This window comes from Rubritalea profundi (genome assembly GCF_002954445.1).
GTDB lineage: Bacteria > Verrucomicrobiota > Verrucomicrobiia > Verrucomicrobiales > Akkermansiaceae > Rubritalea > Rubritalea profundi.
Genome location: NZ_MQWA01000001.1, coordinates 4,120,095 through 4,142,157, shown reverse-complemented (window position 1 = coordinate 4,142,157; position 22,063 = coordinate 4,120,095). Strand labels below are relative to the sequence as shown.

The window sequence follows — 22,063 nt, the reverse complement described above, 5'->3', positions numbered from 1 at the left end:
GGAAATTCAGAGATGCAGTCATTCTATCAGCTAGCAAACTTAGGTGGGTTTTCTCAATTTATCATTGGGATACTCCTCTATGTTGGCCCCTTCCTGCTCATTGTGTGGCTGTGGAAGAGGCTAAAGGTGAAACCAAATGGACTCACGATTTACTGTGGGTTTATCTGGCTAGCTCTCGGCGTGATTGCTTCAGTTCTTCCCGATTTAACAAATATTTGGTGGTGGTCATTGATCGCTTGGGCAGTTCTTTTACTGGTTGATTTTCTAGTCCTCGTATCCACTAAATCCCCTCAGGTCTCACGGACGCTTCCGGGACGATTTGCGATCGAGATAGAATCTGAGGTAGTACTCAAGCTCACTAACTGCTCGCAATTACCTCTCACCGTTTCCGTCTATGATGGACTCGCGGAGGAGCACGAGAGCGATGGACTTCCTTGGCAGGGGGAATTACCCGCCAATGGATTTACCGAAATAACCTACCCTCTGAAAATGCGCCAGCGTGGTAGGACGACGGTAGAAGCTGCTCACATCCAGTACGCTTCATTCTTGAAATTCTGGACCCGACAAGTGCGTGCTGGTGAATCTGAAGAAACCAAAGTCTACCCAAACTACGAGCCAGTGATCCAGTTCGCCCTGCTAGCGATGGAGAGTAGCCCAGAGCAAATGGGCATCGTCATGAAAAATCGCGCTGGTATGAGCAAAGACTTCCACCAACTACGCGACTACCAACTCGGTGACACACTTTCTAAGGTTGACTGGAAAGCCACTTCTAGAAAGCTCCATTTGATCTCTCGTGACTACCAAGAACAACGGGACCAGAACGTGATTCTAGCAGTCGACTGTGGCCAACGGATGCGCGCTATGGATGGTGATATCCCTCAGTTTGATCACTGTCTCAATGCCATGCTTTTGTTAGCCTATGTCGCTTTAAAACAAGGGGATAATGTCGGTATTTTGAGCTTTGGTGGACAAGAACGATGGCTACCACCGGTCAAAGGAATTAACTCGATGACTACCATTCTCAACCACCTCTACGACTACCAAACCTCCACCTCTCCAAGCGATTATGCTGAGGCCGCCGAGCGCTTGTTAGTACGGCAACAGCGTCGTTCGCTCGTGGTTTTCTTGAGTAATGTCCGTGGTGAAGATGGAGTCGATTTGATCGAACCACTTAGACTCGTCCGTAAACGTCATGTGACCATTCTAGCGAACCTTCAGGAAAAAGAAGTGATGGACCGGATGGAAGAACCCGTCGAGTCGCTCGATGACGCACTGGCTCTCGGTGCTAGCCAGATTTATCTGGATGAGCGCAATGCCGTACTCAACGAGCTACGCTCCCACGGAGTTCACTCAGTCGATGCGACCGCCGAAGACTTACCAGTGGCGCTAGCCAATGCCTACTTAGTTGCGAGAGAAGGAGTCTAAGCCAAAATGAATTTTGGGAGTGATAAGTGTGAAGTGGTAAGTGTGAAGAAAACTGATACAGAGGCATTGAGCATGACGGAAGCATTGAAAATCCTATACCAAGACGAATGGCTGGTCGCGATTGATAAGCCGGCCGGCCACCTAGTGCACCCAGCCGAGTCACCACAGGACGATGACCTCGTCGCCATGAAGATCCTGCGCGACCAGATTGGCAAACGAGTCAATACCATCCACAGAATTGACCGTCCAACCTCGGGTGTTCTTTTGTTTGGACTAGAGAAGCAGGCAACCAAAAAGCTCCACAAGGCGCTCGAACTCCACGATTTTGACAAGTCTTACTGGGCAGTTGTCCAAGGCAAGGCACCCGCCGAGCAATGGCAATGCCACCAGCCAATCCAAAAAGAGGACGGAGCCCCAGTCCGCGAAGCGCACACCAGCTTTCGCGTGTTAGAGTCCCGCAAGGTTGAAGCTCTAGCAAGTCTCGAGGAACAATGCGCTGGCCACGGAGACATTCTCACCCTCATCGAAGCCATCCCACACTCGGGTCGCTTCCACCAGATCCGCCGTCACCTGCTCCATGCTGACATCCCAATCGTCGGCGACTACCGCTACGCCGGCATAGAAACCTGCGACCGCATAGGTGAGTTGTTAGCCTCCGGCACCCGCATGCTACTTCAGGCAAAATCCCTCACCCTCGACCACCCTATCACCGGCGATAAACTCACCATCACCGCCCCATTAGGCCCCAACTTCCTCAGGTGTTTTCCCAGCCTGGCTGAGTAGGTTACCTGCCGCGAAATGTACGAAAATTATTCCACAGTAGTCTCCCCGGTTTTACCGGAGGGTCCTCACTCCTCATCATAGTCCGGGTATTGCTCTGGGAAGATGCCCACGACTTCTAGGATTTCAGGTTTCCGTTTGCGGCTGTTGGTCTTCTCGATGCTGAGGCACTGGACGATGAATATCCAGTCGTCGCCGTAGTCAAAGTGAAAGAGCATCTTCTCACCTTCGCTGAAAACATCACACACCTTGGTGCTTTCGACTCCCGTATCGCTTTCGAGACGGCCTTCTCCTTGGTCTGCAAATGCCGTGAATTCGCGCTTCATGTTACGATCGTAGGGGCTCTTGAGACTGCTGTGAAAACCGAAGGCGTGATCCAGATCAAAGCCGATGGCGGTTAGTAGTACATCAGCGAGTTCGAATAAGCTCGCCGTCTCGACAACACGAACCTTCGCTACCGCCTTGTCTTTACCTGTGCCGAATGTGATGGAATATGTGTGGTGTGCCATGTTGATGTTTGCTTTGCTAATGTTCGACTTGATGACGTCGAGAATTTCCGCGTGAGTGTCAATCTAGCCGGGGCAAGCTCAGTTAGACTGCTGCGCTCCAAGTCACCTCAGAGATTCTGAGTCTAATTCTGCCGTGTTTCAGCTATCTAGACGATGCTGAAAATATGTCCATTGATTATCGTTCTAATTGTTAGGAATGATTTGTAGAAGGTCGAAATTGTCTATATTATAGTGCGTTATAGTGCGAGTAGATTCATACCCAGAAATAGACGAAAGGTACGAAATGTTGTGTCGATGGTGGTTTTACATTCATCACCTCAGAGATTCTGAGTCTAATTCTGCCGCTCCACGTAGCGCGACCGTCTCGGTCGCTCAAAATAATTCCAGCGAAGCTGCTGACTCACAGTGCTCAGACTTCACCAGCGAACTGCCAGGTGCCGGGTGCCAGGTGCCGGGTGCCGGTACCATTCAGGCTCGCCATCTCCACACAAACCTGGCTGATATAGCCCACCATAGAACCCAATTATTTCTTGAGATCCCTTATCACTATACACGACAGATTTTTAAGCTGTGCTTCAGCCCGGCGTACAAGAGCGCTTTCGGCGTCTCTATGTAGTAGCCAGTAGGTAGTAGCGAGTAGCTAGCATGGAAAACCCCTTGTGCCTCGTTCCGGTGCCTTCGCTACGCAACCAAGACCACATCAATGACCCATACGAGACACCAACGTTGTCACCTATGTCAGCCCACAGAGCAACGCCCTGGGACAAGGAGCATTCACCATAAAACAGCCCTGAAGGGGCGATCTAGTCCCATAATCGATTTGGGCGATTCTGAATGCTGAATAATTGATTAACATTCTAATAGTTAGACGTGAGTTGTTGTTGTTGTTGTTGTTGTTGAAATTATTGTGGTGGGTAGAGAGTGGGTTGGTTGTCTAGTCGTCTAGTTGTCTAGTTGTCTAGTTGTCTAGTCGTCTAGTCGTCTAGTCGTCTAGTCGTCTAGTCGTCTGTCGGGTGATTGATAATTGGAAAAGCAAGTCGATGGGAATCAGCAATCCCCGTAGTGACTCGACCTAGCAGTAATACCATTTGAATAGTTAGATTGGGGTAATGACGCTGAATTTTTTCTATTCTAGCAAGGCTCAAGGAAGGAGTATAGCAAGCTATGTGACTGACGCAGAACGCTGCTAGAATGGGGAAGGTTCAGCGCTCTATTAGAATTCAGCTTGGCTGAGAAATCACCAACCTTAAAGCCAATCATTACACCAAGGTAACTGTGAAAATGGTATAATACCACTTAGCAAAACTAAAGAGACAAATGTTCTTTTTGAGGGCTTTAGGAAAATGCGCTACGCGGAAAGCTATGAGTACTTAAGCTCAGTTAGTCTGTCTCATAGTGTATGTCTCATTGTGTACGTGGACTTTCGACAGTGGGAGGCGCGAGAAAGGGTAGGGTTAGAGTGCGTTGTTCGTGTTGGGGAGTTTTTTGGTGGGTGGCGGTGTCGAAGGTCGGAAGGTCGAAGGTCGGGTTAGATCGCGTGGTCGCGATGGTTTTTTTGGGTGAAGTCACCAGACTTCGTTGGTTGGACTTTTAGACCTTGGACTTTTGACAGTGGGAGGCGCTAGAAGACTGCTGAGTTCGGCGCGTTAGGATCCTTATAGAAAGATCAGGGAGCAATATTGACCGTCTAGTGTTCCCATAGAGCCTACGCAGCAACTCCCTTGATGAAAGTACTCACATAATCGATGACTTTGCTTAGCACACGTTCTCTTGTCGGTTTGCGTTCGCTGAGCTTGAGCTTCTTCTCGATGAGTTGGATGATGTCGGGGTTGGAGAGGGGTTCTTTGCCTGTGTAGACGTAGCGTTCGATCACCTTGGCGAGTTTGTCTTCGTTGAGTTGCTCCTCCTTCACTAGCTCCTCGAATGCCTTGCGCCTTTCTTGTTCCCAGTACTCCTCGAAGCACTCTGGGATTTCGGCGGCGTTGGTGATGGTGGGGAGGGTGGTTTCGATGAACTTTTCGATGAGTTCCTTCTTGGTGCGTAGCTCTGGATCTCCTGCTAGAGCATCGAGAATACGCTTCTTGATTGCTTTCTGTTCGGCATCGTCAGCGTCATAGAGCTGGGCTAGGAGCTGGAGGATGTATTGGACGTTGATCACGTCGCGGTGGATCAGCTCAAGCTCGAAGTCGACATCGTCGAGGATCGAGACCTTCTCTTTCTCGGTGTCAGATTTTGCTTTGGCATAGAGGTCGAGGTAGGCGCTCTTGAAGTCAGCAAAGCGTTGAGCTGTCATCGCTAGATCATCGGAATCAAATTCAGCGTAGCTTTCGAGGGTGTTCATCAGCCTCATCAGTTCGCGGAAAGTTTTGATGAATTGAAGCTCGGCTTCTTCGTCGACGGTTGCGGAACACCACGATGTTTCCCTGTGACTTCACTTGGTTGAGAATCCTGTTGGTGCGGGAGTACGCTTGGATCAGTCCGTGGTAGCGAAGGTTCTTGTCGACGTAGAGCGTGTTGAGTGTCTTTGCGTCGAAGCCAGTGAGAAACATGTTCACGACTAGCAAGATGTCGACCTTCTTGGCTTTGACCTTCTTGGCGATGTCTTGGTAATAGCCGTAGAACGACTTGGAATCCTTGGTCGAGTAGTTCGTCCCGAACATCCCATTGTATTCGCTGATGAAGCTGTCTAGGTGTTCTCTGGTGTGTTTGTTACCCACATCACCACCGACGATTTCACCACCATCATCGAGAATGCCGTCCGCATCTTTGTCGTCTTCATTGGCTGCGTAGCTGAAGATCGTGGCGATTTTGAGATTATGTTTTCCTTCTTTCTTCTTCTTAGCGAAGAGCTGGTAGTACTGGATCAGCACGTCCACCGAACTCACGCAGAACATCGCGTTGAATTGTGGGTGCTTGGTCTTGGCTTTGTGGCGGTCGAGAATGTAGTCGGTGATTTTTTCGAGTCGCGCTGGAGACTCCATCAGCTCCTTGGTGTCGATTCCTTCGACCTCGATGTCGACGTTGTTAGGGGAATCAGCCTTCTGCTTGTAGCGTCCCACATATTCTACTGAGAACTTGAGGACGTTCTCGTCCTTGATCGCAGCTCAGTTAGTCTGTCTAATAGTGTATGAGCCTTCTGCTTGTAGCGTCCAACATATTCCACCGAGAACTTGAGGACATTCTCAAAAATGGAGGCCTGACCCCTAGTACTACAGCCCCCTAGTACTACACTCTCCAAACAAATTTCAAGGCATCAAGGCGCTGGATTCTTTCTGGGGTTAATTTGTCTTTCCTACTTCTTTGAGCAGCTCAGTTAGTCTGTCTAATAGTGTATGAGGCCTTAGTTTTTCAGCGACTGGGCTGGACTCTAGTTTCTAAAATTATACTACTTACTAGGGGGGTGGCCTCTATTATGTGTTCGGCTTTCTTGGTGTTTTTAGTAGAGTTGTTTTCTATCCATTGATAGGTTATTTAAATGGAAGAAAAAAAACTTCATAAAGTGTTGTTTGAGTTGGATCGTCTCAGCCCTGAAACCAAGCCAGTGCCGGTTGGTGGTGTAGATTTATCTAATGAAGAAGCCGCTAGCTTAGAGAAAGAAGGGTGGGTGGAAATTGGCATTATAAACCCACAGCTTAACAGCGACAATGAGATATACATTTTAGGACTTACAGAGAGAGCTAACAAATATTTAGAAGTCAAAAAGATCGAAGAAGGTGAAAAGTCTAATCGCTTGTGGGATGTATTGAAGATTTTATTTGGAGCTATTGTGGGGTACGCTGTCGCCAAGTGTAGCTAGATTAGTCGCTAAGCCTAAGTGGACTTAGGGTCAGGCTTGTGATTTTAGACCACAGCTTTGGCTCATCTTAAACAGGCACTTTCTCCATGAGGTGCTTGTCTTTCCTTAATCTAGATTTAAATACCTTCACATTTGAATAACCGTGCAGCTCTAGACTCTTTTTGAAATAGCCTGGGTCAACTCGACAATTAGCGCCGACGATGATCTCAGTGATTTTAAACGTGTCATCTGATTTTACAAAATACATTCCATTTTTGACGGTTTCGCATTCCTTTAATCGGAATAAAGCTCGGTATTCATTCTCGTATTCCCAGTTCTCGCCCTTCCGAAATCCAAGGTCCGTAAGTGCTTTGCTAAACTCTGGGCTGGCACTTGATCCGTTAATGCTGCTGGATAGGTCTCGCCATTTTATTTTGATTCTCCGATCATCATAATTAATCGGTTTAGGTGGGTTATCAACCCTTGAGAAACATGGGCTACTAGCTGAAACTCCGATGGCAATTCCTTGGTGTTCTTGTGCGTAGTGTGCCCATAAGGCGGGGAGATCAGATCTGCCTGAAAAACAAATGATTCCCAACAGCTCACCAATGGTTGCCATCATCTCACGCTGAGCCAATTCGATATCATGAGGAGTTAAATTTTTTGTGTCCTGCCAATCAATGATTGTAGGTAGCCACTCGAATGGATCATTCAATTGGCTTAAGCGGCTGACTTTAAATTCTTTTTGTTCAAGAGTTGCCAGCCCTGCTTGAAGGTCGAGATACCGGTAGATCGTATCCGGTGATGGGATGTCTCTGTTCTTTTTGCGTTTTGACATAGCTTAGATTTGGCCGAGGGCTGTGAGGGTTTGGAGGATCTGGTCGATCTGGGTGTGGCGGGATTTTGAGGCGCGGCCGAAGAGTTGGGAGAGAGTTTCGGCGTTGGTGCCGTGGGTGGCACAGAGGTCTTTGATGATGGTGACTTGCTCGGGGAGTGGCTTTGGCCACTTCAGCTTGCTGGTGGTTTTGGTTTTCTTGGTGGCGAGCTTGAGGTCGGCGGTTTCCAGAGTTTGGGTAGAAGTGCTTGCTTGGGTGTTCTCGGGGTCTTGGAAGTCGGGGCGTAGGTAGCGGATCTTTCCTTGGGCTTCTTCGGCAGCTCGTTCGTGGTTGAGGTCGACAAGGGACTGGAGGATGGCTTGTTCTAGCGCTTCGTCGCCACGGGCGAGACGGTCGGCGATGGGCGTAGCCGTAGAAGAGCCATCTAGGCTCTTTGCTGTGTTGTCGAGGTAGTTGGAAAGCGGCTGGAAGCCACTTCTACGGTAGGCTTCCACAACGGCATCGTCGATGTCGTCGTGGATTTGCTTGAGCAGAGTGACAAGCCCATGGTCGTAGATGACTTTGTCTTTGTCGGTCAGAGGTTCTTCTTTGCGCAGTTTTTCTAGTACGTTGTACATGCCAGTGAGGGTGAGATCGGGGTGCTCGGCTTGGCGCGCCTTACGGTGGGCATCGAGTTGCTCGCCGAGGGTGCGGAGGGTTTCTTTTAACTCACCGTCGGGGAACTCGGGGAAAGGGAATTTATTGAAACAATCAGCGTGATTGTAATTTGGCCTATCTTCGAGAAAAGCACCGGTATGGTGTGCCCATAGACAATGAATAGAGCTGCTGAGAGAAGATAATACATCTGAATCTGCTGATCCGATTGCTACGATTTTAGCATCTGGAAGGATGTCTCCAGTAAGGAAAGTGAAAGTTCTATGTTTTGCTGTGCGGCAAGTAGCAATGTATCGATCTAGTCCCGTAATAGCATTTCGCAGAATTTGATTACTCCGTCCAAATAACCACCACTTTTCCCTACGTTGTTTGTCATTCATCTGAAGGCGTTTAGGGCGAACCTCATCATAGACTCTCTGATAAATTAATGGGTGTTCAGTGACCTGTTTTTCGGTCAGTCCGTGAAGGTCGATTATCCTGAGGTTTCTGGACACTCTCACAAGGTCACTGCCATTCATGTATCGCTTTATGAGATGCGCGCTGTTTGGGTGAGCTATTTTAAAAGAGTCAGCCTCGGACTGGGAGAGCTGGAAACCTTCGCCAAGCACGATGACGCCTTGACCTGACAAAATTTCATTGCTCTTTAAGCTATAGGCGGAAGATGTATGAGCCCCGATCTTCAGGTTTGCTAGGACTTTACCCTTTTTCCTAGAGAAGAGTATTTCAATCTCACCGGAGCTTAGCTCTTCCTCACTAGAGACATTTTTTATGACACCTATAGCATTGCCGTGTTTTGCAACACTCATGGCAATTCTCACAGCGGCTCCATCAGCCGAATCCACCCACGGATGATCAGGAATAGCGAAGGTGATGGAGGTCGGTTTTTTGTCGTTATTGAGAAACGCTTCGACACAGCGGCGGTTGAACGTCTGGTGGATCGAGTTGGTGGTGATGAATCCAAATTGATTAGTCTTTCCATCGCGTGCGAGTTCGGCGGCTTGGTGCCACCAAAACATGACGAAGTCCCAAGACCCTGCTTTGTGTTTTTTCCACGCTGTACGCAGCGCCTCGACATAGCCATCGCCTAATCCTTCGCGCATACGTTTGTTTCCGAGGAATGGCGGATTACCAACAATATACTCGGCCTGTGGCCACTCGGTGCGGCGTGGGTTGGTGTAGTCGTAGAGAGGCTTGCGGGCGGTTTCGTCGGGGACTTCTTTACCAGTGACGGGGTGGGGCTTGGTGGTGCGGCCGTCCCAGATGGTGAGGAACTCGCCAGTGTCGGGATCGGTGCGTGGGATTTGCGCGTCGTAGTCGAGCACGGCGTCCTTGTGGGAGATGGTTTGTTGCTTTGGCAGTAGTGGGCGGTCGTTGGTATCGGCGGTGCCTGTGGTCTTGTGATGCCACTGGAAGTAGCCGATCCAGAGAACGAGCTGGGCGATGGCGCAGGCGCGTTCGTTGATCTCTAGACCGAGGAATTGGTCGGGGCGGACTTTGAACGAATCCATCTCTAGGGTGCGGTTGCCACCGAGGGCGTCGAGCAGGTCGAGCACCTCGGCCTCTAGTTCTTTCATGCGGGCGAGTGCTACGTAAAGAAAATTTCCAGATCCACAGGCGGGATCGAGCACGCGGATAGCGCAGAGCTGGCGGTGGAAGTTCTCGATTTCTTCACGTGCTTTGTCGTCCTTGTTAGCATCGTGGAGCAATGCCGCGGCGGTCTTTACGGCATCCCAATTTTCGCGAAGCGGCTGCATCAGGGTGGGCTCGATCAGGCGATCGACGTAGGAGCGCGGGGTGTAGTGGGCACCTAGCTTGTGCCGCTCCGTTGGATCGAGGGCTCGCTCTAGCAGGGTTCCGAAGATGGCAGGCTCGACCTCTGTCCAGTCTTGCTTGGCAGCGTGGATGATGAGTTCTATCTGTGGGGTGTCGAGCGGGAGGGCTGTGGGGTTGTCGAAGAGCCCGCCATTGAAGTAGGCGATTTCTTTGTGAAGGATGGTGGAGAACTCGGTGCCAGTTGCCATTTCATTCCAGAGGCTGGAGACCATGACGGGGAAGCCTTTAGGCGTGTCCTTGATGCTGATGAGGAGATTCTCAAAGGCTTTTTCAGGAAGTAGGCCGATGTCCTCGGCGAAGAGGGTGAAGAGGATGCGCTGGAGGAAGGTGGCGATGGTCTGCGGGTCGTGGTTTTCCTTTTCCAGAGAGGTGGCGAGTAAGGCGAGGGTGTCGGCTACTTCGCGGGTGACCTTGGCGGCGTGCTTGGAGGGATCGAGTTTGTGCGGGGTGCTCCAGATGGTCTTGAGTAGCTCGCGGGTCTCGGGCTGCTTGAGGTCTTCTAGGAAGATGCGGCGCTTGGCTGGGTTAGGGTAGGCTAGATAGGTGCCGCCTGTGCCAGTGAACTCGGCGTAGACGTCGAAACAATGGCCGACGTCGGCGACGATAAGGAAGGGTGGGCGTCCGTGCTCGGCGGGCAGATCGCGGATGTAGGCGCGGGCTTGGTGGTAGGCTTTGTCTAGTGCTTTGTCCCAGCCCTTGGTTCCGCGCTTGCCGTGGCCGACTTTTCCGCCTGATTCGTTTGAGCCTTGCTTGGTTTCGAGCACGAAGTGGCCGCGCTTGTAGAGATCTAGGTAGACGGTGGAGTTGTTGTCGTCTTTGTCCTTGCGGGTGAAGGCGCGGTCGATGACGTAGTCGTTCTGGTTGTTGTGCTCAGAGGACGGCTGCGGACGCTCGACTTCGAGTAGGTCACATAGTTCGGAGATGAAGAGGGCGTAGTTGGAGCGCTCGGCGGCTCCGGAATTTTGCCAGCGGGAGATGAATGTTTCGACTGAAGAAGAGGAGGACATAAAAAGGTGGAACGTAGGAGTGGTGAAAGGGAGGTGTGAGAGCTAGAATTTAAGAGTAATTCTTCACACGAATGAGCAGAGAATACGTAAAATAGGGGGCACTTATAGCCTTTTTTTATGGGGGCTTGTGGTTGCAGAGTTGGGTTCTGCCGTAAGTGTCTAACTAAGATTGATTTAGACGGCCGTGGTGTACGCTTGTGGGTCGTAAAGGAAAGGGGAAGAGCATGGGGTTGTGTAGCTCGTCACCGCGTGAGTATGGCCTTCAGCCATGCACGGCTTTAGCGTGGCAACTTTCCTCATTCTTAATTGGACCGCAGCTCTGCCATCTGAATCACTTGATCGGCTAGTTCTTCGGCTTCTCTGAGGGAGTGGGTGATGTGGAGGGTGGTGATGTTCTCTTTGCTGATGTGCGACTTGATGACGTCGAGGATTTCGGCGTGGGTGTCGTCGTCTAGGCCGGTGAGGGCTTCGTCTAGGCAGAGCAATGACGGGCGGGTGGCAAGGGCACGGCCGAGGGCGACGCGTTTGGATTCACCACCTGAAAGCTTGTCTGGTCCACGGTCTAGTAAGTGGGTGATGCCGAGGCTTTCAGCGAGCTCTTCGACCCGGAGCTTGGTGTCGGCGCTGCTCCATTTTTGGATACTGGGGCCGAAGGCAAGGTGGTCGCGAACACTGAGGTGGGGGAAGAGGACGTTATCTTGTGGTACCAGTGCCACGTGGCGAGCTCCGGGTGGCAGCTTGGTAATGTCGCGGCCATCTAACATAATCTTACCAGCAGTGATCTGGCGGAGTCCGCAAATGGCTTCCATGATGGTTGTTTTACCAGATCCACTGGTGCCCATGAGGGCAACGCAAGCACCGGTTGGAACATCAAAGCTGATGGAATTGAGTTCAAAGCTGCCTGATTTGATGGAGAGTTGTTGGACTGTTAACACTGTGGTTTTATGTTTTTAAAGTGAAGGAGTTTTTTTATACAGAATTTCAGAATTTCTCAAAATTGACAAAATTTGTTTCGGACGAGGAAACGTATTATACTTTCATGTGACGTGTGTGTGGCTAACTCTGCTGGCGCTTGGGTGAGGAAGAGATTGTTTTGTTTGGCGAAGGTTCGGAAGATTCCGAGTTCTTCGGTGTAATAGGTAAAACCTCCTTGAAAACGCGCAGCTGCTTCACAGCTTGATCTGAGCGATGCAACAAGTTGCGGGAGCGGGATTCCCGGAGTTTTTGAGCTGTTTCCATGGGGTGATACTAAAGTTGAAGGCGAAAGATAGCAAGTGGTGACAGTGACCGCTGGCCGAGAGTTACTTCCGGTCTCCGGCGATTCGGATGATGAGGATGGTGGTGACGGCGAGGGTGATGAGTAGGAGGGAGACAGCAGCCGCACCGCCTAGGTTGCCAATGTTGATTTCTAGGAAGACCGAGGTGGCGAGGACTTCGGTACGGCCGCGTGTGGCTCCGGCGAAGACGAGGATCGGGCCAAACTCACCAAGGGCGCGTGCCCAGGCTAGAACGCCCGCTGAGAGAACGCCTCGGCCGGCTTGGGGGAGTGTGATGCGCCAGAAGGCCTGGGAGCGGTTGCAGCCGAGGGTGAGGGCTACCATTTCCGCGCGTGGAGAGATTTGATCAAAAGTATTTTTCATGCTTCGCACTGCGAAGGCTGCGGCCACAGTAAACTGGGCGAGGATGATGGCGGGAATGTGGAAGGTGACATGCATGCCGTGGGCGTTGAGCCAGTTTTCCAATGAACTATCGCGGGTGGGAAAGGAGTTAAACAGAATCAACAGGCTGAGCCCAACAACGAGTGGGGGAGGATGATGGGGATATCTAGTACGGTGTCTAACAAGGTGCGGCCGCGAAAGTTGAAGCGCGAGAGTGTGTAGCCAATGGGAACCGCAAAAATGACTGAGAGAATAGCGGTGACCGTGCAGGTGAGGAAGGTGAGGGTGAGTGATTGCTGAATGGCGTCGCTAGTGATCGCCTCCACCAGTTTATCCCAGGTGATGTAGCTGGCATTGGCTACTACTAACAAGGCGATCAGCGCAACATAAAGCAAAGTGAAGCCGAAGAGCCCAACGAGGAAGGGCCGATCAGATTTCAGCTGAGGTGTGCTTGGCTTGCTTTGTTGCATGGAGGCGTTTTTTTCCATTTAGAGTGATGGTTTAGGAAGCTCTTTTTTATCCTTCGTTGGTGAGTGAGTTTCAAAACCATAGGATTTGAAGGTCTCTAGGCCTTTGTCATTCGCTGAGATATAGCGTGCTAAGTGCATGGCCTTGGCTTGGTTTCTTGTGGATCTGAGTAGCGTGATGCTGGCGTGGCTTTTTTGAGCAGTAAAGATGGGTACTTCAATGGTGCGTAGTTCGGGTGAGTTTTCTGCTAAAGCACCCCATGCAATGGTGGCGTCGGCACTACCGATTGTGACGTCCTGGATGATGCTGTTGACCGTTGGTTTAGTGACGATGATATTGGCTTCTATATTTTTTAGAAGACCATTTTCTGTGAGAATTCTCCGGGTGAATTTGCCAATGGCGGCTGACTTGTTAGCGAAAGAAATGCGGACCCCAGGTTTGGTTAGGTCGTCGAGGCTCTGGATGCTGGTGTTGTTTTTTCGGACAATGATCTTGGCGGTGAGGTAGCTTACTGGGATAGTTTCGTCAGCGGCGAGTCCCAGTTTCTGTGCTTCTCTGATGTAGAAAATGTTAGCTGGGAGGTACAGGTCACCTTTGCCTAGTTGAATCTGTGAGAGCAAGGCTCCAGACCCATTGTAGATGACAGTGACCTTACGACCGGTTTCACTGGTGTATTGATCGATGATGTCACTAACTGGATTGCGCAATCCAGCTGCGCAATAGAGGGTGAGAGTGTCTGCTGGTGAGTGGTCTGAGGAATCGGATTTTTCGCGTTGACTGAGTGCAATAAGGCAAAGCACGAGGACTGCAATCAGCCCAAGGAAGATGATCAATGGCTTTTTCATGTGTTAGCGGAAATCTGCAAAGAGTGGGGTGTTTTAAGCTTTTTTATCGAGGTAGAGTGATGCTTGCGACAGCTCCGCCACTGTGGTGGTTCTCTAGGCTGACGGAGCCCGCGTGTAGTTTGGCTACTTCTTTGACAAATACGAGTCCGAGTCCGCTACCTTTACTGTTCTCACGCATCGAGAAGAAGTGCTCGAATGCGCGTTCTTTAACGAATGGTGCGAGACCAGGACCGTGATCCATGACCGATAGCACGATTTTTCCATCTGACTCAGAGGCACTGAGGTGGATCACCGATTTTTCGGGGGAAAACTCGATCGCGTTTTCTAGCAAGTTCACCAGAGCGGTTTCCAGCATCATGGCATCACCATGAGTTTTCAAAGTCTCCGGACAGCAGATTTCAAGTGTGAGCTGTTTCGTGGTTAGCCGAGTTTTGACAAATTCATTCACCTCAGAAAAAAGGCTGCTTACGACAATGGGCTGTCGTTGGAGTAATGAATCCTTTGCTTCTAGATGTGAGAGCTTGAGTAGTCCGTCAATAATATCGGTCGAGCGCTGGGTCTCCTGACGAATGTTCCTAAGAAATTTATCACGCTGATGGTCAGGCATGTCTTCCTCTAATAGCTCTGAGGCTCCTTGAATCGCTGCCAGTGGGCTTTTTAACTCATGTGTTAGCATCTGGGTGTATTGCTCCATGTAGCGTCGACCATCGAGGGATGCTCGCATGTCACGGAGGGCTTTACCCAGGGTGTTAGCTTCCCGACCTTTACCAAGTTTTGGGTATTGCGGGCGTTCGCCACGGGTGATAGCTCGGGCGTAATTGGTGAGTCTCCCCAATGGTCTGAATAACCAGATGAAAACAGCGATGGTAAAAGCGGCAATACCAGTGCCGATCAGTGCAAGCGAGATAAGGATGGAGCGATGACGCTTGTCAATGAAGGGGCGTAGATCGTTTTGTGCCTTGTAGACGGAAATGACTCCTACGATGTCCTCCTCCGCATTTTTGATAGGAGCTGCGACATAGAGCACCGAGCTCTTCGAGTTGTCTTCGTCGTCACGTGAGGAACGCACTGCGTATTCGTCCTTCAGTGCTAACAGCACATCGTTGTAGAGGGAAAAGTTTTTGCCGATTCGTTCTGGGTGAGAGGAGTCGTGGATGATAATCCCGTCGGCTCCAGTGATGTAGAAGTTACAACCTATCTGAGTCTTCTCCATACCAAAGATGTTGGCCTTGAATTGGTGCTCTTTGGCTTTAGTTAATGCTTGGTGTATGCTCTGATAAGGAATTTTGTCAGTCTCAGAAAGTTGACTCTCTAGTTGAGCTGCAAAGATGTGAGCTGTATCTACCAGAGATTCTTCTGTTGCTTGGAAAGTTTGATCTTCAAGCTCGGATGTTAGGTTCCGGTAAAGCGAGTAGAATCCTAAGCCTGTAATGTAGACGACTAGGAATACAACGATGCGGGTGATCCGCATGGGGGCTTTGAGGTTAAACTTCATCGGGGGAGTGGTAGCAGTAGCCTAGCCCTCTACGAGTCTGGATGACCTCAGTACAATGCTCAGAGGCATCGCGTAATTTTGCTCGGAGGGACTTGATGTGGGCATCGACAGTGCGATCCATCGCTGAACCTGGATCTTCCCAAGCTCGCTCTAGCAGTTGGTCACGGGTGAAGGTGCGACCAGGCTGTGACATGAATGTTGCCAGCAATTTATATTCGTGTGCTGTGAGATCTAACAAGGCTCCAGCACAGTTGATGCGCATAGCGCTTGAGTCGTGTTCGAGTAGCGATTTACTGATAACCTCAGGTTTTTTTTCAGAGCTGCGTCGCAGGATAGCCCGGATTCTGGCGGCGAGTTCACGTGGGCTGAATGGCTTTGTGACGTAGTCATCAGCGCCGAGTTCGAGACCGAGAACATGGTCGATCTCTGAATTGCGCGCAGTGAGAAAGAGGATCGGAATTGAACTAAAGCTGCGAATTTCCCTACAGACATCAAAACCCATAATGTCGGGAAGCCCGACATCTAGGACAACCAAGTCGAAGTGAGAAGTTTTGAGGGTCTCTACAACTGTCGCTCCGATAGAGAGATGTGTGGTGGAGAAGTTCTCCGTTTCGAGAGCGTAGATGAGGTTCTCTGCTATCGAGAGTTCGTCTTCAACGATGAGAATGTGTGCTGCTGCCATACCTGACAGAGAAACTAGATACTTTTACTCTACTGACCAGAGAGTTTTACCAAGCGATTGATTTCTCTGTTGAGTTTCTTCTCCTCAATTTTAGCTTTATCGAGAGGAAGTCCAGCTTTGACGCCTGGTCGGGTGTGGCCAGTGTGTGTCAGCCAGGCGGATCGCTTGAGCTCCATTCTCTTTTGAATCAGTGGCTTTATTCCTGCTGGTAGTTTGTGCAGGTTGATGACTTCGGTGACGGAACTAGCTCTGGATGATGGGGTGTCACCAAACCATTGAAGGATGGGCTGAGTCATTACCCAGTGACCTTGAGTGTTCGGGTGGACTTTGTCTTTTTGATAGGTGAAGCTAGGGTTTGCCTTTTTGGCTTCCTCTAACGCCGCCAGCATGTGGCTGTGTAGATCGATCACCATCCAGCCATCGCCGCGGCGGCTCACTAACCACTCACTGTATTTATCGAGAACTCCCACGTAAGGATGAGCTTTGCCGTGTGAGTCATATGGGGTAGGGGTGATGAAGACGATCTTTGCTCCAGCAGCCTCTGCTTTATTCTTCAATCTCTCAATGCCTTGTTTGTAGGCAGAAAAGCGCTCTTGGTCGAAGGCTTGGTAGATGCCGCAGTTCATTCCATAGCTGGCAAAGATGAGCGACGGCTTGGACTTGCTCAGTACTGAGTCGAGTCGCGTAAACAAGTCTGGACGAGGGAATCTACCGCCAGCATGGCCGTCTTCGGAAAGCCCTGAGACTGTCTCAGAGGGCAAACCAAGATTGATGACGTCAATGTTGCGGCGGCTATAGAGCGACTTTAGCCAAGTTTCAAAGTTTGCGACGTAGCCACCACTGTAGGTGATGGAGTCTCCTAAGAAGACAATCCGGTCGGCATGTACAAGAAGCTTGCGGTGCGCTCTAGAATCTTGGCTTGCTCCCGCCATCAGATTGGTGGGTAACAGGCAGAGGAGGATGATCTGTAGAGCTAACTTCATTAGATAGATGTGGAGGTAGGGAAAGGTGTCATGAGCTTGGTGGGGGTATTTAGCCGCTATATGGCTTTGTCATAGTGTGGTTCAGGCCGCACCACAATAAATTAAGTGGGCTTGCTTGGTGGTCGGGCATAGTCACATCTGTGGTATCAGTGTAGTAATACAGCGGCTTAGTCCTTGAACTTTCAAGAAATTTGGTGCCATCTGGCGGCGCACATTATGCAGACTGTATTAGCGCTAAAGTACCCGGATTTACCCGTCAGCAGGGAGCGTGAAGCGATTCTAAAATCTCTTCACGAAAATCAACTCACCGTCGTCGTGGGCGACACGGGCTCGGGTAAAACAACGCAGCTTCCTAAAATGGCTCTCGAGTACATTCAGGAAAAAAGAATGCGTGGACGTGTCGGTTGTACCCAACCAAGGCGACTAGCTGCAGCCAGCGTCTCAAAACGCGTAGCCGAAGAAATGGCTGTCAGCCTAGGGCAAGAGGTGGGCTACCAAGTTCGTTTCCAAGACAACACATGCAAGTCGACGCGTGTGAAGTTCATGACCGACGGTATCCTGCTCGCCGAGACTCAAGGAGATCCCGAGCTCAAGCAATACAGCGTGCTGATCATTGATGAAGCGCACGAGCGCAGCCTCAATATCGATTTCCTCTTAGGTTATTTGAAGATCCTGATGGCTCGCCGACCAGATCTCAAAGTGCTCATTTCTTCAGCCACACTCGATGCCGGTGGCTTCTCAGAGTTCTTTAATAAGGCTCCAGTGATTCACGTCGAGGGCCGGACCTTTCCCGTAGAGACCCACTATTTACCAAAAGAAAATACCGAAGACTCGGCCCGACACGTCGCCCGCGCGATCGAATGGATTTCTAGAACGGACCGCAGTGGAGACATTCTAGTCTTTCTACCTGGCGAGCGCGAGATCCGCGAGTGTGCGGATGTGCTAGATGGACGCAACTGGGGCGGGACTAAAATCTTACCATTGTTTGCTAGGCTGGGTTTAAATGAGCAACAAGAAGTTTTCAGTCCAAATGGCAGAAGCCGCAGAGTGATACTGGCTACCAATGTCGCGGAAACTTCCCTGACCATTCCAGGCATCGTCTACGTGGTGGACACTGGGGTCGCCCGCGTGAGCCGTTGGAGCCCAGCCCGTCAGGTCCAGCGTCTACAGATAGAGAAAACATCACAAGCGAGTGCCAACCAGCGCAAAGGCCGATGTGGTCGAGTCAGTGAAGGTGTCTGTGTGCGTCTCTATGAGGAAGATGATTTTGATGAACGTTCAGAATTTACCGACCCAGAGATCAGGCGTTCATCACTCGCAGGGGTGATCCTTCGGATGAAATCACTCGGGCTGGCTGCAATCGAGGATTTTCCCTTCCTCGACCCACCATCGAGTAAGCACATCAACGAAGGCTACCGCACACTGCGCGAAATAAATGCCCTCGATGGCGACCATGAGTTAACCAAGACTGGCGCCATGATTGGCCGCATTCCGGTGGAGCCACGCTTGGGCAAAATGTTACTAGAGTCGCGCCACCGTGGCTGTCTGGATGCGATGCTGGTTATCGTCAGTGGCTTGAGCATCATGGACCCTCGCGAACGTCCGGCGGAAAAGGCTAAAGAAGCCGATGCCGTTCATCAGAAATGGCAAGACGTGGACTCAGATTTCATGTCGTTGATTCATCTCTGGGTCGACCTCCACCAATTCAAGGATGGTAGAAAGTGGAAGCAAAACCAGCTGAGGAAGTTTTGCCGACAGAAGTTCTTAAATTTCAGAAGGGTGCTAGAGTGGGGGAATCTCCACCACGAGCTAGCCGTGTTAGGTCGCGAGGCCTTCCGCTGGCACAGCCACATTCTTAATACCAATGAGGCGTATTCGTTAGACTACGATCAGATCCACAAGTCATTGCTCAGTGGAATGCCCCGGCAGATCGGACTCTATGAGAAAGAAAAACGCACTTACAAAAGTGGCGGCGGGCTTGAGTTTGCCATTTTCCCCGGCTCTGGGCTATTCGGAAAGAAGAAGCCACTCGAGTGGGTCATTGGCTACGAAATGGTCGATACCACACGTCTCTGGGCGCGCCGTGTCGCAAAGCTCGATCCATTGTGGTTAGAGGAAGTGGCGCCGCAGCTCTGTCGCAGCCGCTATCACTCGGCAGTGTGGGACAAGAAGCAAGGCGCGGTCTATGCCAAAGAGATTGTTGTTTGCGCTGGCCTCACAATCATTGATAACCGCAATGTTCATTTTGGTAAGATCGACCCACAAGCCGCACGTGGAGTCTTTATTCGTGAAGGCTTGCTAGCTGGAGGCATGAAGAATAATCCTGACGCCCTCGCTACGATCGAGGGATTTCGTGAGGAAATCGCCAGTCTAGAAGTGAAGCTACGCCGTCGCGACGGAATCTGGAGTGAGGAGTCGGTTGTCGAGTACTTCGAGCAACAGCTTCCCGCAGACATGTGCACGGCCAAACAGTTCTGGCGCTGGATGACTAAGCACCCCGACGCTCTCGATCCAAAGGTGGAGGAATTTGTCTACGGCGAACTGCCTGATTCGAGTCTCTATCCAGATGAAATCTATTTTGATGAGGAAGTCTACCCGGTCTATTACCGAGTCGCTCCCGGTGAGTCCGATGACGGCGTCACTATCGGTGCGCACATCGACCAATTAGTCAATTTCCCTGAGTGGCTTGCAGAATGGGGAGTGATGGGGCAGCTCTATGAGCGTGTCACCATCTTGATAAAGTCGTTGCCTAAACCTCTTCGGATCGCCTGTAATCCAGCGGCTCACACTGCCCAAGCATTTGCCGACGAGTGGTGCTGCCGAACTCCCAGTCAGGGTCTTTATTCTGAGTTGGCTGAGTTTTTATGCGATAGAACACGCGTGAGAATTGAGCCTAACATGTTTCAAATCGATAAGTTATCTGATGAGCTACGCACCAAGATATGGGTCTGTGACGATGATGGAAATGAACTAGCCATTGGCTACGATGCTTGCGAATTACGTGATGCGCTGCGCGACCAAATGACTGAGCGATTTGAGGAAGAAACTGGAGCAGAATACGATTTCCAAGACATGCGCAGCTGGGACTGTGGCGATTTACCTGAAAGGGTAGAGACTCCACGTGGTATAGGTTACCCAGCCCTAGTCGACGATGGCAATGGAGTGAGCGTGAAGGTCTTCACCGACAAACGTCAAGCCGATACCAGCCATTTAGCTGGTTGTGTCCGATTCTTCCTTTTCCGTAATACCGACCACGCAAAATACGTCAGTAAAAAAATGCCGCTGAGCATGGACGCTAAAATGTACCTCCCTTTGTTGGGAGGGAAGGGGGTCAGTCAATCCGAATTGCTACGCTGTGTTGTCCGGGGCAGTTTCGCTAAGAGCATGCCGCGAGATCAATCGACATTTGAAACTCTAGCAGACAATGGTCGTGGAGATCTCTTCGTGCATGCTGAAAATTTATGTGATGCTCTAGCATCCGCTATTTCTAACTACAGAGAAGTGGTTGCATGGCTCGAGACCAATAGCTCAAACCCTAACTACGACGAAATTGCCGAAGACATCCAAGAGCAAATCGATTGGCTCCTGCGCGCTGGTTTCGCAACTCAAGCAGGCTGGCAATCATTGCTCAACTACAAGGTCTTCTTCAGCGCGATACTTGAGCGGGTAAATCGCCTCAAAGCAAACCCAGTCAACAAGGACCTCGAGAAAATGGACCGCATTCTCAAGATCTACCTACCGTGGCATGATCACATGAAAAATCGCCCCGCCGATTGCGGCCTCATCGAAGCCGGCTATGCGTTAGAAGCTCTCCGAGTCACCCTTTTCGCTCCCAACATATCAATGCCAGGGTTCATCAGCGAAAAGAAGATAAAGTCACTACTCAGCGAACTCGGCGTGACGGTTTAACAGTTTAGAAGTTGGCGAATAGGGGGAAGATGACTTAGTAGTCTTCCATGGCAATTGAATTTGATCTAGATGGACGTCATGCAGACATGGCGTATGGAATTTTGGCGGGCTTGGTGACACCACGGCCGATCGCTCTAATCACAACGATTAACGAGTCAGGAGTGGTGAATGCTGCACCATTTTCATTTTTCAATGTTTTCGGTAGCGAGCCGCCGATGGTTGTCGTGGCCCCAGGCAACAAAGAGTCTGGAATACCAAAAGACACAGCTCGGAATATCCGCCGCAGCCGCGAGTTTGTCGTGCATATGGTCGATGAAGCAATAGCCCAACAAATGGTCGGATGCTCCGCGGGCTTGATGCCAGAAGAAAGTGAAATCGACCATGTCGGATTCACAACCCAAGCATCCTCAGTGGTGTCCGTCCCCAGAATCGTCGAAGCTCCAGTTGCGCTAGAATGCCGTGAGCACACAACTCTTGAAATTGGTGGCAACAGGCTCGTTGTCGGAACTGTCCACCGTGTGCACGTACGCGACGGTGTGATCGATGCCGAAACAGGACGGTTATTAGATAACGGCTCTAATTACGCGCCCATAGGCCGCATGGCCAGCCCCGACTGGTACACCCGCACCAGAGACCGCATACAAATAAGCAAACCTAGCAGTTAAAACCCCAGTGGCTGGTATTCTAGTTATCGAGGCACGGGGCCAATGCTGGCGCCTTCACTGAAAACCGCCTTGGTGTAGCTCTTCTTCTTCTTGTCCTCGTGTCCTTGGGAGACGTTTTTGATCCATTGCATGACACGGCGAATGGTCGGGCGATAATCCCAGCTGAGGTGGGCGATGGATGGACGGCACCATTCAAAGCTTTCGTTGTAGTCGTTGCAGTAGAGAGAGATGTTTTCGGGGGCATTGATTCCTAGGCGCCCCAAATTGGTTTGGATCGCATGAAAGGTAACCGGGTCTCCAACCAATAGGGCCGTTGGAGGTGTGTGCGCAAAGAGCTTGTTGAGGCATTGTTCGAGGCCTTCCGGCGTGTCTTTCCAATCTGGAATGTTGTAGGGACCCGTTTGGATGCCATGCGCCTGAAGCTGTTCGAGGAAGAAGCGCTCGGGTAATCCTGGGTGGGGTTTGCGGCGCTCCTCGCGCACTAGTAATACGATGCGTTGGTGACCGTATTCGACCAACTTATTAATCACTATTAAACC

18 protein-coding genes are annotated in these 22,063 nt (G+C 50.7%); 5 read left to right on the top strand and 13 right to left on the bottom strand.

Features of this window, described 5'->3' with window-relative positions:
- The first annotated feature begins 12 nt into the window (after nt 1-12).
- Complete coding sequence (locus BSZ32_RS18035) at nt 13-1,425, top strand: DUF58 domain-containing protein (protein ID WP_105044701.1); 1,413 nt, start codon at nt 13-15, stop codon at nt 1,423-1,425.
- A gap of 42 nt (nt 1,426-1,467) precedes the next feature.
- Nucleotides 1,468-2,208, top strand: coding sequence for an RluA family pseudouridine synthase (locus tag BSZ32_RS18030; protein ID WP_206018905.1), 741 nt, complete (start codon nt 1,468-1,470; stop codon nt 2,206-2,208).
- Between the two features lie 65 nt (nt 2,209-2,273).
- Here the strand turns inward: BSZ32_RS18030 and BSZ32_RS18025 are convergent, their stop codons facing one another.
- From BSZ32_RS18025 to BSZ32_RS19505, 3 genes are all read right to left on the bottom strand, one after another.
- Entirely contained in the window at nt 2,274-2,714 is a 441-nt protein-coding gene (locus tag BSZ32_RS18025; RefSeq protein ID WP_105044699.1) for an IS1096 element passenger TnpR family protein, read from the bottom strand.
- A gap of 1,705 nt (nt 2,715-4,419) precedes the next feature.
- Nucleotides 4,420-5,055 (bottom strand): type I restriction endonuclease subunit R, EcoR124 family, encoded by a 636-nt coding sequence (locus BSZ32_RS19510; protein ID WP_240610683.1) that lies wholly within the window; start codon nt 5,053-5,055, stop codon nt 4,420-4,422.
- Nucleotides 5,030-5,773: a type I restriction enzyme subunit R domain-containing protein gene (locus BSZ32_RS19505; protein WP_206018904.1), complete on the bottom strand. Its 744-nt coding sequence runs from the start codon at nt 5,771-5,773 to the stop codon at nt 5,030-5,032. Before BSZ32_RS19505 ends, BSZ32_RS19510 begins: the two co-directional genes overlap by 26 nt.
- 416 nt (nt 5,774-6,189) lie before the next feature.
- Here BSZ32_RS19505 and BSZ32_RS18015 point away from each other — a divergent pair, with 416 nt between their 5' ends.
- A complete protein-coding gene (locus BSZ32_RS18015) occupies nt 6,190-6,510 on the top strand; it encodes a hypothetical protein (RefSeq protein WP_105044698.1) in 321 nt (106 codons plus the stop codon).
- 67 nt (nt 6,511-6,577) lie between these two features.
- Here BSZ32_RS18015 and BSZ32_RS18010 read toward each other — a convergent pair whose 3' ends face one another.
- From BSZ32_RS18010 to BSZ32_RS17975, 9 genes are all read right to left on the bottom strand, one after another.
- Nucleotides 6,578-7,327 (bottom strand): DUF2971 domain-containing protein, encoded by a 750-nt coding sequence (locus tag BSZ32_RS18010; RefSeq protein ID WP_105044697.1) that lies wholly within the window; start codon nt 7,325-7,327, stop codon nt 6,578-6,580.
- A gap of 3 nt (nt 7,328-7,330) precedes the next feature.
- Nucleotides 7,331-10,819, bottom strand: coding sequence for a class I SAM-dependent DNA methyltransferase (locus BSZ32_RS18005; RefSeq protein WP_105044696.1), 3,489 nt, complete (start codon nt 10,817-10,819; stop codon nt 7,331-7,333).
- Nucleotides 10,820-11,121: 302 nt separating this feature from the next.
- Nucleotides 11,122-11,754, bottom strand: coding sequence for an ABC transporter ATP-binding protein (locus tag BSZ32_RS18000; RefSeq protein ID WP_105044695.1), 633 nt, complete (start codon nt 11,752-11,754; stop codon nt 11,122-11,124).
- A gap of 366 nt (nt 11,755-12,120) precedes the next feature.
- Nucleotides 12,121-12,600: an ABC transporter permease subunit gene (locus BSZ32_RS19500; protein WP_206018903.1), complete on the bottom strand. Its 480-nt coding sequence runs from the start codon at nt 12,598-12,600 to the stop codon at nt 12,121-12,123.
- Nucleotides 12,597-12,965, bottom strand: coding sequence for a hypothetical protein (locus BSZ32_RS19495; RefSeq protein ID WP_206018902.1), 369 nt, complete (start codon nt 12,963-12,965; stop codon nt 12,597-12,599). Before BSZ32_RS19495 ends, BSZ32_RS19500 begins: the two co-directional genes overlap by 4 nt.
- The gene (modA, locus tag BSZ32_RS17990; RefSeq protein WP_105044694.1) at nt 12,966-13,790 is read right to left on the bottom strand and encodes a molybdate ABC transporter substrate-binding protein; all 825 of its coding nucleotides are present in this window, start codon (nt 13,788-13,790) and stop codon (nt 12,966-12,968) included.
- Nucleotides 13,791-13,833: 43 nt separating this feature from the next.
- The gene (gene creC / locus BSZ32_RS17985; RefSeq protein WP_105044693.1) at nt 13,834-15,285 is read right to left on the bottom strand and encodes a two-component system sensor histidine kinase CreC; all 1,452 of its coding nucleotides are present in this window, start codon (nt 15,283-15,285) and stop codon (nt 13,834-13,836) included.
- Nucleotides 15,275-15,967, bottom strand: coding sequence for a two-component system response regulator CreB (gene creB / locus BSZ32_RS17980; protein ID WP_105044692.1), 693 nt, complete (start codon nt 15,965-15,967; stop codon nt 15,275-15,277). The genes creC and creB overlap by 11 nt, the downstream gene beginning before the upstream one ends.
- 29 nt (nt 15,968-15,996) lie before the next feature.
- Nucleotides 15,997-16,950: an SGNH/GDSL hydrolase family protein gene (locus tag BSZ32_RS17975; protein ID WP_105044691.1), complete on the bottom strand. Its 954-nt coding sequence runs from the start codon at nt 16,948-16,950 to the stop codon at nt 15,997-15,999.
- Between the two features lie 216 nt (nt 16,951-17,166).
- Between BSZ32_RS17975 and hrpA the strand changes: the two genes are divergently transcribed.
- The gene (hrpA, locus tag BSZ32_RS17970) at nt 17,167-20,859 is read left to right on the top strand and encodes an ATP-dependent RNA helicase HrpA (protein ID WP_105044690.1); all 3,693 of its coding nucleotides are present in this window, start codon (nt 17,167-17,169) and stop codon (nt 20,857-20,859) included.
- 47 nt (nt 20,860-20,906) lie between these two features.
- Entirely contained in the window at nt 20,907-21,524 is a 618-nt protein-coding gene (locus tag BSZ32_RS17965) for a flavin reductase family protein (RefSeq protein ID WP_105044689.1), read from the top strand.
- A 23-nt stretch (nt 21,525-21,547) separates the two neighbouring features.
- On the opposite strand, the gene BSZ32_RS17960 is transcribed toward BSZ32_RS17965, so the two are convergent.
- Nucleotides 21,548-22,063, bottom strand: a 516-nt coding sequence (locus tag BSZ32_RS17960; protein WP_206018901.1) for a substrate-binding domain-containing protein, incomplete at its 5' end; no start/stop codon positions are given.